Annotated in this window: 10 protein-coding genes and 1 pseudogene; 6 read left to right on the plus strand and 5 right to left on the minus strand. The window is 70.7% G+C overall.

Annotated features, from left to right (window positions below; all coding sequences use genetic code 11):
* Positions 1–2 precede the first annotated feature (2 nt).
* From ACLBXO_RS25615 to lpdA, 3 genes are all read left to right on the plus strand, one after another.
* On the plus strand, positions 3–1,436 hold the full coding sequence (locus tag ACLBXO_RS25615; RefSeq protein ID WP_447687147.1) for a pyruvate dehydrogenase complex dihydrolipoamide acetyltransferase: 1,434 nt from the start codon (positions 3–5) through the stop codon (positions 1,434–1,436).
* A gap of 256 nt (positions 1,437–1,692) precedes the next feature.
* On the plus strand, positions 1,693–2,292 hold the full coding sequence (locus ACLBXO_RS25620; protein WP_447687148.1) for an endonuclease domain-containing protein: 600 nt from the start codon (positions 1,693–1,695) through the stop codon (positions 2,290–2,292).
* Positions 2,187–3,602, plus strand: a complete 1,416-nt coding sequence (lpdA, locus tag ACLBXO_RS25625) for a dihydrolipoyl dehydrogenase (RefSeq protein WP_447687155.1) — start codon at positions 2,187–2,189, stop codon at positions 3,600–3,602. Before ACLBXO_RS25620 ends, lpdA begins: the two co-directional genes overlap by 106 nt.
* Positions 3,603–3,661: 59 nt before the next feature.
* Here the strand turns inward: lpdA and ACLBXO_RS25630 are convergent, their stop codons facing one another.
* Entirely contained in the window at positions 3,662–3,835 is a 174-nt protein-coding gene (locus ACLBXO_RS25630; RefSeq protein WP_447687149.1) for a hypothetical protein, read from the minus strand.
* Between the two features lie 154 nt (positions 3,836–3,989).
* The gene (locus tag ACLBXO_RS25635; protein ID WP_447687150.1) at positions 3,990–4,208 is read right to left on the minus strand and encodes a hypothetical protein; all 219 of its coding nucleotides are present in this window, start codon (positions 4,206–4,208) and stop codon (positions 3,990–3,992) included.
* 238 nt (positions 4,209–4,446) lie between these two features.
* Here ACLBXO_RS25635 and ACLBXO_RS25640 point away from each other — a divergent pair, with 238 nt between their 5' ends.
* The gene (locus ACLBXO_RS25640) at positions 4,447–5,463 is read left to right on the plus strand and encodes a threo-3-hydroxy-L-aspartate ammonia-lyase (protein WP_447687151.1); all 1,017 of its coding nucleotides are present in this window, start codon (positions 4,447–4,449) and stop codon (positions 5,461–5,463) included.
* Between the two features lie 132 nt (positions 5,464–5,595).
* Positions 5,596–5,973 (plus strand): HesB/IscA family protein, encoded by a 378-nt coding sequence (locus ACLBXO_RS25645; RefSeq protein WP_331313961.1) that lies wholly within the window; start codon positions 5,596–5,598, stop codon positions 5,971–5,973.
* 117 nt (positions 5,974–6,090) lie between these two features.
* On the opposite strand, the gene ACLBXO_RS25650 is transcribed toward ACLBXO_RS25645, so the two are convergent.
* From ACLBXO_RS25650 to ACLBXO_RS25660, 3 genes are all read right to left on the minus strand, one after another.
* Entirely contained in the window at positions 6,091–7,149 is a 1,059-nt protein-coding gene (locus ACLBXO_RS25650; RefSeq protein WP_331313962.1) for a GGDEF domain-containing protein, read from the minus strand.
* Between the two features lie 101 nt (positions 7,150–7,250).
* Positions 7,251–8,822 (minus strand): DEAD/DEAH box helicase, encoded by a 1,572-nt coding sequence (locus ACLBXO_RS25655; protein WP_447687152.1) that lies wholly within the window; start codon positions 8,820–8,822, stop codon positions 7,251–7,253.
* 209 nt (positions 8,823–9,031) lie between these two features.
* Positions 9,032–9,400: a hypothetical protein gene (locus tag ACLBXO_RS25660; protein ID WP_447687153.1), complete on the minus strand. Its 369-nt coding sequence runs from the start codon at positions 9,398–9,400 to the stop codon at positions 9,032–9,034.
* A gap of 448 nt (positions 9,401–9,848) precedes the next feature.
* On the opposite strand from ACLBXO_RS25660, the pseudogene ACLBXO_RS25665 reads away from it, so the two are divergent.
* A pseudogene (locus ACLBXO_RS25665) lies at positions 9,849–10,017 on the plus strand (porin family protein); the annotation flags it as partial.

The following is a 10,017-nucleotide window of genomic DNA, read 5'->3' on the forward strand; positions in this document are numbered from 1 at the left end:
CCATGCCGATCAACGTGCTGATGCCCGCGCTCTCCCCGACCATGGAGAAGGGCAACCTCGCCAAGTGGCTGAAGAAAGAGGGCGACGCGATCAAGTCCGGCGACGTGCTGGCCGAGATCGAGACCGACAAGGCCACCATGGAGGTCGAGGCGATCGACGAGGGCGTGCTCGCCAAGATCCTCGTGCCCGAGGGCACCGCGGACGTGCCGGTCAACGACCTGATCGCCATCATCGCCGGCGAGGGCGAGGACCCGTCGAGCGTGCAGGCTGGCGGCGCGCCGAAGGCGGCCTCGAATGGCGAGGCCAAGGCCGAGTCCAAGCCGGAGCCCAAGTCTGACGCGTCGGCCGCGTCGCAGAACACCACGCCCGGCGGCGGCCACATGTCGTACGAGCGGGTGAACGCCGCACCGGAGGGCGCGCAGCCCGGCGGCGCCCCGCAGGCGGGCGCCCAGGCCGGCTCTGGCGGCCGGGTCTTCGCCTCGCCGCTCGCCCGGCGCATCGCCAAGCAGGAGGGCGTCGATCTCGGCGCCGTCCAGGGCAGCGGGCCGCACGGCCGCATCATCGCCCGCGACGTCCAGGCCGCGAAGGCCGCCGGCACCACCAAGGCGCCCGCCGCCGCGCGGCAAGCCGCCGAGGCGCCGAAGGCCGCGGCCCCCGCCCCGAAGGCCGCCCCCGCGGGCGGCGCGCCGGCCGGGCTCACGACCGAGCAGGTCAAGGGCTTCTTCGCCAAGGACGCGTACGAGGACGTGCCCCTCGACGGCATGCGCAAGACCATCGCCAAGCGCCTCACCGAGGCGATGCAGGTCGCCCCGCACTTCTACCTGACGGTGGATTGCGAGCTCGACGCGCTGATGAAGCTGCGCGAGACGCTGAACGGCTCCGCCGGCAAGGACAAGGACGGCAAGCCCGCCTTCAAGCTCTCAGTGAACGACTTCGTCATCAAGGCGATGGGCCTCGCGCTGACCCGCGTGCCCGCCGCCAACGCGGTCTGGGCCGAGGACCGGATCCTGCGCTTCAAGCACGCCGAGGTCGGCGTCGCGGTGGCGATCGACGGCGGCCTGTTCACCCCGGTGATCCGCCGGGCGGACGAGAAGACGCTCTCGACCATCTCCAACGAGATGAAGGACTTCGCCGCCCGCGCCCGCGCCAAGAAGCTGAAGCCCGAGGAGTACCAGGGCGGCGTCACCTCGGTGTCGAACCTCGGCATGTTCGGCATCAAGCACTTCACCGCGGTGATCAACCCGCCGCAATCGAGCATCCTGGCGGTGGGCGCGGGCGAGAAGCGCGTCGTCGTGAAGGACGGGGCACCGGCCGTGGTCCAGGTGATGACCTGCACCCTGTCGTGCGACCACCGGGTGCTCGACGGGGCCCTCGGTGCGGAGCTGATCTCGGCCTTCAAGGGGCTGATCGAGAACCCGATGGGCATGCTGGTGTGAGCAGGCCACTCTCCTCCCCCTTGTGGGGAGGAGTTGGAGGTGGGGGGTGGTTCAGGATCGAGCGGTACGGTGCCTACTACACCACCCCCACCCTCACCCCTCCCCACAAGGGGGAGGGGAAAGCGCGTCCTGGAATTTCGAGGTGGGGGAAGGTGGCAGGCATCGGTCAGAACACGCAATCCTGCTGCGATGAGCCGTGCTCCATGCGCACGGTTAGCTTGCGCCCATCAGCCACGTTCGCTTGATCTGCCGCCCGATGCCCTGGAACCAACAGCCCAGAAGAGCAGCCTCGCCCAGAGCGGCCGCGAACGCGAAGACGCTGCGGCATTCGCTCACCGAAGCGGAGAAGCGGCTCTGGTGGCACTTGCGTCACCGGCTGCCGGTGGACGGCTCGCATTTCCGCAGGCAGGTCGCCCTCGGCCCCTACGTGGCGGATTTCTGCTGTCTGTCCGCCCGGTTCATCGTCGAGGTCGATGGCGAGCAGCACGGCTTCGAGGCTGGGTCGGCCTACGACACCCGTTGCGACGCCTATCTCCAGTCTGAAGGCTTCCGCGTCCTGCGCTTCCCGAACCGCATGGTCCTGCGGGAGATCGACACCGTCCTCGACACGATCCACGCGGCGCTCGCCGCACCCGACACGCCTCTTCCGGATTCAGCCGGCCTGGCGGAGCCACCCCCACCCCATGCCCCTCCCCGCAAGGGGCAGGGGCGTTCGCGGAGCGGTAAATGTCCGACACCTACGACGTCCTCATCATCGGCGCCGGGCCCGGCGGCTACGTCACGGCGATCCGCGCGGCGCAGCTCGGCTTCAAGACCGCCGTGGTCGACCGCGAGCATCTCGGCGGCATCTGCCTGAACTGGGGCTGCATCCCCACCAAGGCCCTGCTCCGCTCGGCCGAGATCTTCCACTACTTCCAGCACCCCGGCGATTACGGTCTGACAGCCGACAAGGTCGGGTTCGACACCGCCGCCATCGTGAAGCGCTCCCGCGGCGTCTCGGCCCGGCTGAACGGCGGCGTCGGCATGCTGCTCAAGAAGAACAAGGTCGACGTGATCTGGGGCGAGGCCGCGGTCGACAGCGTCGCGCAGGGCAACCAGCCCGGCCAGGTCACCGTGAAGGAGACGAAGCGCGCCGAGCCGCCGAAGGGCGCCAAGGGCGCCGGCACCTACCAGGCCAAGCACATCATCGTGGCAACCGGCGCGCGCCCCCGCGCCATCCCCGGGATCGAGCCCGACAAGAAGCTGATCTGGACCTACTACGAGGCCATGGTCCCCGAGACCATGCCCAAGAGCCTTCTGGTGATGGGCTCGGGCGCGATCGGCATCGAGTTCGCCTCGTTCTACCGCACCATGGGCGCCGAGGTGACCGTGGTCGAGCTGCTGCCGCAGATCCTGCCCGTGGAGGATGCCGAGATCGCCGGCCTCGCCCGCAAGCGCTTCGAGAAGCAGGGGATCAAGATCCTCACCGGCGCCAAGGTCACGAAGGTCGAGAAGGGCGCGAATTCCATCACGGCGACCATCGAGGGCGGCGACGGCAAGACCCAGCAGATCACCGCGGAAAAACTGATCTCGGCCGTGGGCGTCGTCGGCAACATCGAGAATATCGGCCTCGAGAAGCTCGGGGTGAAGATCGACCGCGGGATCGTGGTGACGGACGGGCTCGGCCGCACCAACGTGCCCGGCCTCTACGCGATCGGCGACGTCGCCGGCCCGCCGATGCTCGCCCACAAGGCCGAGCACGAGGGCGTCATCTGCATCGAAACCATCAAGGGCCTGCACACCCACCCGATGGACAAGGCCAAGATCCCGGGCTGCACCTACTGCCAGCCGCAGATCGCCAGCGTCGGGCTCACCGAGGCCAAGGCCAAGGAGCAGGGCTTCTCGGTGAAGGTCGGCCGCTTCCCCTTCGCGGGCAACGGCAAGGCGATCGCGCTGGGCGAGCCGGACGGGCTGATCAAGACCGTGTTCGACGCCAAGACCGGCCAGCTGCTCGGCGCCCACATGGTCGGCGCGGAAGTGACCGAGCTGATCCAGGGCTACGTGGTGGCGATGAACCTGGAGAGCACCGAGGAGGAACTGATGCACACGGTGTTCCCGCACCCGACGCTCAGCGAGATGATGCACGAGAGCGTGCTCGACGCCTACGGCAAGGTCATCCACACCTGAACGGCGGCCGGCGCGGCGCGCGGGTCGGACCGGAATCCGACCCGCGCGCCATCGACCGGTCAGTGCGGACCGGACCGCGCCGCGAGCCTCAGGCTCACGGCCTGGAACAGCAGGATCACCAGAACCGTCGCCGCGCTGCCGCCGATCGGGATCAGCAGCAGAACAAGGAGCGGATCGAGCCCCCGGACAAGCAGGAGCGTGATGCAGCTGCCGATCACGGAGGCGATGGTCATCCGAAAGATGCAGCATTCGGACGGTTGCATGCGCCCTCCAATCAGGCCCCCGTCGGGAGTGTGAAGACCCGCGTCCGAAAATGCAACCAAAGATAGTACATATTGAATAAGCAATCTTAGGTTAAGATCCCTGCGCCCCGCGAGCGCCAGCCCCTCAGGAGCATGCGCGATCCACGGGCTCGGCTTGGTCCGGGGACGGCACATAGGCGCACCACTCGCAGATGCCGCGCTCGGCCCCCCGTCGGGCGTTGCGCTGCGAGCAGAGCGGGCAGACCAGCAGGATCAGGCGCGAGCCGGTGCGCAGCGCCAGCCCGCGCCCCCGGAAGGTCACCTCGGTCGCCGCGTCGCCCGAAGCGCGGTCGCGGGCGCTCACGGCGTGTCCCCGCTGCCGCGCGGTCGGCGCACCGGTCTGCGCGTCGTCTCGGTTGCCATGGCGATGCCGCCCCCCAGCGTTCCTGCCAAGTTGTCGCTGGGTATAAGCGGCGAAGCGGCGAATGGCTCCGCTTGCGCGTGTGGAACGGCGGGGTGCGCGCGGGCCGAAAGGCCCGTATGAGGAGCTGCGCCCCCGCCTCGCTCCCGCGCGGCCCCGGGCTGATGGTACGCGGACGAAGATGCAGGCGACGATGCACGACACGCAGCACGGCGAATCCGGCGCGGCCGCCGGCGGCCTTCCCACCTTCGCCGACGTGGCCCGCGCCGCGGAGCGGATCGCCGGGGCCGCGCACCGCACACCGGTCCTGACCTCGCGCACCGCGGACGCGATGACCGGCGGCCGCCTGTTCTTCAAGGCGGAGAACCTCCAGCGGGCCGGCGCCTTCAAGTTCCGCGGCGCCTACAACGCGATCAGCGCCCTGCCGGAGGCGGCCCGCACCCGCGGGGTGATCACCTACTCGTCGGGCAACCACGCCCAGGCGATCGCCCTGGCGAGCCGGCTTCTCGGGGCACCCGCCACCATCATCATGCCGGGCGATGCCCCCGCGGCGAAGATCGCCGCCACCCGCGGCTACGGCGCCGAGGTGGTCCTGTACGACCGCTACACCCAGGATCGCGAGGCCCTCGGCCGCGAGATCGCCGGGGCCCGCGGCCTGACGCTGATCCCGCCGTTCAACCATCCCGACGTCATCGCCGGGCAGGGGACGCTGGCGCAGGAGCTGATCGAGACGGTCGGCCCCCTCGACGTGCTGGTGGCCTGCCTCGGCGGCGGCGGCCAGCTCGCGGGCTGCGCGCTCGCCGCCGCGGAGCTGTCACCGGGCTGCCGGGTGATCGGCGTCGAGCCGGAGGCGGGCAATGACGGGCAGCGCTCGTTCCGCGAGGGCCGGATCGTCACGATCCCGGTGCCCCGCACCATCGCCGACGGGGCGCAGTCGACGGCGCTGGGCGACATGACCTTCGCGATCATCCGCGCGCAGGTGTCCGACATCCTCACCGTCACCGACGCGCAGCTCGTCGAGACCATGCGGTTCTTCGCCAGCCGGATGAAGCTCGTGGTCGAGCCGACCGGCTGCCTCGCGGCGGCGGCGGTGCTGAGCGGCCTCGTGGACGTGACGAACAAGCGCGTCGGCGTGGTGATCAGCGGTGGCAACGTCGATCTCGGGACCTTCGCGCGGCTGACCGGCGAGGCCGCCTGAGGCGGGCTCGGGCAGCGATTGCCGGGCCGGTGTGACCCCGCCGCGGTGGACCGGGCCCGGGCCAATGCTTATCTTGTGCGGGTCGGAATGCGCGTCCCCGGGCCTTGAACCCGGATGGGCGGGAGGGTGACGATGTCCGCTGGTTTCAAGGTTCTCTCGCTGACCGATCGCGCCGCCGATCGGATCAAGGCGATCATGGCGGAGGCCGACCGGCCGATCGCCGGGCTGCGCGTCGGCGTTCGCAACGGCGGCTGCGCCGGGATGTCCTACACGATGGAATATGCCGAGGCGGCCAAGCCCGGCGAGGACGTGGTCGAGGATCGCGGCGTGCGCGTGTTCGTCGATCCGAAGGCGGTGCTGTTCCTGCTCGGAACCGAGATGGACTTCACCACCAACAAGCTGGCGTCGCAGTTCGTGTTCAACAATCCGAACCAGACGTCGGCCTGCGGCTGCGGCGAATCCGTGGCGATCACGCCGGTCTCGGCCGACCGCTTGGCCGCCCAGGTCTGAGGGGAGGGCACCGGTCCGCGCGGGCGATCCGGTCCCCGCGGACCCGGGACGACGGGCGGGGGCCGCGACGGTCCGTGCCGACGCGTCGCCGATCCCCTCGACGGGACCGGGCCGAGCCTACGCCACCTGCATCAGCGACTCGGCGGCGTCGTCCAGGAAGCGGTTCCGGCCGGCGCGCTTCGCCGCGAACATGCACAGGTCGGCCCGCTCCATCAGGGAAGCGGGCGTGTCGCCCGGGCGCAGCACCGCGACACCCAGCGAGATGGTGACCTTGCCGAGCGACTCGCCGGTCGAGCGCTTGACCAGCTCGCGCCCCATGACGCTGGCGCGGACCGTCTCGGCCACCTGCTTGGCCAGGACCCGGTCGGCTCCGGGCAGGATGATGCCGAACTCCTCGCCGCCGAACCGGGCGAGCTGCGCCTGCTTGCCGGCATTCTCGCGCATCACGATCGCCACGAGGCGCAGGACCTGGTCGCCCGTGAGATGACCGTACAGGTCGTTGAAGCGCTTGAAGAAGTCGATGTCGAGGATGATCAGGCTCATGGGCGTGGTGCGCGCTCGGGCCGTCTCCATGGACGCCTTCAGCGTCTCCTCGAAATGCTTGCGGTTCGCCAGCCCCGTCAGGGCGTCGGTCAGACTCTCGCGCCGGGTCGCCTCGAGCTTCTCCCGGAGGGTCTCGATCTCGCTGCGGGTCTCGCGCATGCGCGCTTCGAGAATCCGGTTGTTGGCGGCGACCTCCCGGGTCGTGGCGGCCAGGGTCGCGACGATCTCGCCGAACCGCGCCCGGCTCGGGACGCCCTGGGACAGATCCTGGGCGACCCCGCGCAGGGACTCGCTGTACTGCGCCGTCGAGCCCAGGGAGAGGTCCAGGATCTCCGTGACGGCCGCGATCTCGCTGAGGACGATGCGGCTGACGTCGTCGGTGGTGCTCGCGAGGCGGCGCCCGTCGAGATAGGTCTCGTGCAGGTCGTCGATATCGCCCTCGGTGAGGCAGCCATTCTGGGTGGTGAGACGCTTCACCGCATCGGCGAGAAGCGGCATCTCCCCCGAGACGTAGGCGTACCAGACGGCGTAGGCGCGCGGCGTCGCGGACGGGCCGTAGTCGCGAATCAGATCGTGGCTGCGCTTCGCCAACGCGAAGCTGCGATCGCGATCCGAATAGGTCTCCTGGCTCATCCGTATCCCGTGGTCCGGGGCGGCTGACGCGCCTGCGTCGTCGCCCTGTGCCAATATACGGCTGCCTGGTAGCCGGACAGTTAAGCCCGAACTGATCTCTGTTACTTTTCCTTCTTCACCAAGACTGGTCGAAGCAGGAATGCCGGGACGTGAGCGCCGAGGCCCACGGGCGTGTCCCCGTCCGCCTCGACCCGGCGCCCGCGCTCCTCGCGCGCCTCGCCACCGCGACCCGACGCGCGGCCCGACGTCCTCGGCTCGGGGCGGCTCTCGGGGCGGCTCTCGGGGCGATGTTCGGCGCGGCTCTCCTGGCGGCTCTCGGAACGCTCGTCCGGGCGGCTCTCCGCGCGCGATGCGCCGCGGCCCCCGCGGGACCGGCTCGGACGCTCGCGAACCTCCTCGGCCTCGCCGGCGCTCCGGGCGTTCTTCTCGGCGACGCCCTTGTCGCCGCTCCGGCCGCCGCTCTTGGCGGAGCGCCCGCCGCGCCGTCCGTCGCTCGACCGGCCGCGGTGGCGCGTGCCGGTGTCGGCGGACGCGTCGGGCACGCTCGTCAGGTCGCCGTCCAGCCAGGGGATCGGCTGGCCGATCAGCGCCTCGATAGCGCCGAGGGAGCGCGCGTCGTCCGGGGCGACCAGCGTGTAGGCGGTGCCGCTCCGGCCCGCGCGGCCGGTCCGGCCGATCCGGTGGACGTAGTCCTCCGGGTGATGCGGCACGTCGAAGTTGAAGACGTGGCTGACCGCGGGGATATCGAGGCCGCGCGCCGCCACGTCGCTGGCGACGAGCAGGGCGGTCTCACCGTTGCGGAACCCGTCGAGCGCCGTCGTGCGGGCGCGCTGGTCCATGTCGCCGTGGAGGGCCGCGGCGTCGAAGCCGTGGCTGACCAGGGATTTCTGCAGCAGCGCCACGTCGCGCTTGCGGTTGCAGAAGATGATCCCGTTCTTAAGCTCGCCCTCGCCGCGGATCAGCCCGCGCAGGCGCTCGCGCTTGGCGTGGCCCTCGGAGCCGGTGGCGACGAGGCGCTGCGTGATGGTGGTCGCCGTGGAGGCGGGCCGGGCCACCTCGACCCGCTGCGGGTTGTGGAGGAACATGTCCGCCAGCCGCTCGATCTCCGGCGGCATGGTCGCCGAGAAGAACAGGGTCTGCCGGGTGAACGGCACCATCTTCACGATGCGCTCGATATCGGGGATGAACCCCATGTCGAGCATGCGGTCGGCCTCGTCGATGACCAGCAGCTCGACGCCGGTGAGCAGCAGCTTGCCGCGCTCGAAATGGTCGAGGAGGCGCCCCGGCGTCGCGATCAGCACGTCGGTGCCGCGCATCAGCTTGGCGTCCTGGTCGGCGAAGGAGACGCCGCCGATGATCAGCGCCACGTTGAGCTTGTGGTTGGTGCCGTAGCGGTCGAAATTCTCGACCACCTGGGCGGCCAGCTCGCGGGTCGGTTCCAGGATCAGCGTGCGCGGCATCCGGGCGCGGGCGCGGCCGTTCTCCAGCAGCGTCAGCATCGGCAGCGTGAACGCCGCCGTCTTGCCGGTGCCGGTCTGGGCAATCCCGAGGACGTCGCGGCGCGCCAGCACGTGGGGGATGGCCTCGGCCTGGATCGGCGTCGGCTCGGTGTAACCCGCCGCTTCGACGGCGTTCAGGACTTTCTCGCTCAGTCCGAGGTCGGAAAAAGGCATCTGCGTTCAGGAACCGTTGCGCGCCCGGCCGGCGCGAAGGACACCGTCGCGGCAACGGCTGGGAAAGGCTCGCGCGGGGCGCTCGGACGCTCCCGGGGCCGCGGGGCGCATCGTCCACGTCAGTTAGGGCCTTGGCGCGACTTGTCAATCTCGCAATGGTGACAGGGCGGGTCCGCGCACAGGGGATCGGCCGCGGGATCGGCGGCCGATCAGGGACGGAGACGGTCGTCCGCGGGCGCACCGCAGGGGTCGAGACGGGTGGACCGGGCGGATCGCGCCGCCCCGATCGCGCCGGTCGTCTCGGGCTCGGGAGCGGGCGTGCGCGCCGCCGCCGCGAGGGTGGTCCCGGGCGGCGCGGCGTCCGGCCGGCTGAGCCGCGCGAGCTGGTAGGCGCCGACCGCCGCGGCGATCCCGACGAGGCCCGCCACGCGCAGCGCCCAGGGCAGGGGCCCCGCGTTCCGGCGCGGCCGGACACGCGGGGCCCGCGCGACCGTCGGGCCGGCCCGCGGATCGGGCGCGGCCGCGGGCGCCCGGCGCTTGCCGAAGGTCGTCCGGCTCCGGTCGTCGGCGCTCTGCATGGACAGCGGTCTCCGCCGGCCGGGGACCGGGTTCGGTACGGCGCGATGGGGGCACGGGGACGGACCCGCGAGCGGCCGACCATCGGACAACAGGGTTAACCGACCGCTTACGCCCCGGCGCGCCGTCTCGTGAAAAGTGTACCGGAATAAAACGTCGGCCTCCGCCCGCCCCTGCAGAGACCTCCGTCGATCTCGCGGGCACCGTGCCGGTGTCCGCCAATATGCGCTCCGCGCAAAGCAGCTAGTCTTCCGCGTCTCTGCAACTCTCCGCGTCCTGTGAAGCCGCGCGATCGGGCCGTCTGCTGTGGGACGGGCCGGCTAGTCTTCATCTTTCGTTGACGGGATGTCCGTAGCCTGAGGAGGCTTGTTGCAGGAAAGCGACAGACCCGCCATCCGAGAGCGCCTAGAAGGCTGCCGGCTCAAGCTAACCCCAGGACCGAACACCACCATGAAGAAGCTTCTCCTCGCATCCACCGTCCTCGCCGGCATGACCGCCGCGGCGTCCGCCGCGGACCTGCCGCGCCGCGCCGCGCCGCCGCCGGTGTTCACGCCGGTGCCGGTGTTCACCTGGACCGGCTTCTACATCGGTGTGAACGCCGGCTACGGCTTCGACGCCA

The organism is Methylobacterium sp. C33D (genome assembly GCF_053345825.1).

Excerpts from the sequence above, each read along its gene's own strand:
- ACLBXO_RS25645 (WP_331313961.1), top strand. The coding sequence starts at position 5,596 with ATGTCCGCTGGTTTCAAGGTTCTCTCGCTGACCGATCGCGCCGCCGAT.
- ACLBXO_RS25660 (WP_447687153.1), bottom strand. The coding sequence starts at position 9,400 with ATGCAGAGCGCCGACGACCGGAGCCGGACGACCTTCGGCAAGCGCCGG.
- ACLBXO_RS25650 (WP_331313962.1), bottom strand. The coding sequence starts at position 7,149 with ATGAGCCAGGAGACCTATTCGGATCGCGATCGCAGCTTCGCGTTGGCG.
- ACLBXO_RS25655 (WP_447687152.1), bottom strand. The coding sequence starts at position 8,822 with ATGCCTTTTTCCGACCTCGGACTGAGCGAGAAAGTCCTGAACGCCGTC.
- ACLBXO_RS25620 (WP_447687148.1), top strand. The coding sequence starts at position 1,693 with ATGCCCTGGAACCAACAGCCCAGAAGAGCAGCCTCGCCCAGAGCGGCC.
- ACLBXO_RS25630 (WP_447687149.1), bottom strand. The coding sequence starts at position 3,835 with ATGACCATCGCCTCCGTGATCGGCAGCTGCATCACGCTCCTGCTTGTC.
- ACLBXO_RS25615 (WP_447687147.1), top strand. The coding sequence starts at position 3 with ATGCCGATCAACGTGCTGATGCCCGCGCTCTCCCCGACCATGGAGAAG.
- ACLBXO_RS25640 (WP_447687151.1), top strand. The coding sequence starts at position 4,447 with ATGCAGGCGACGATGCACGACACGCAGCACGGCGAATCCGGCGCGGCC.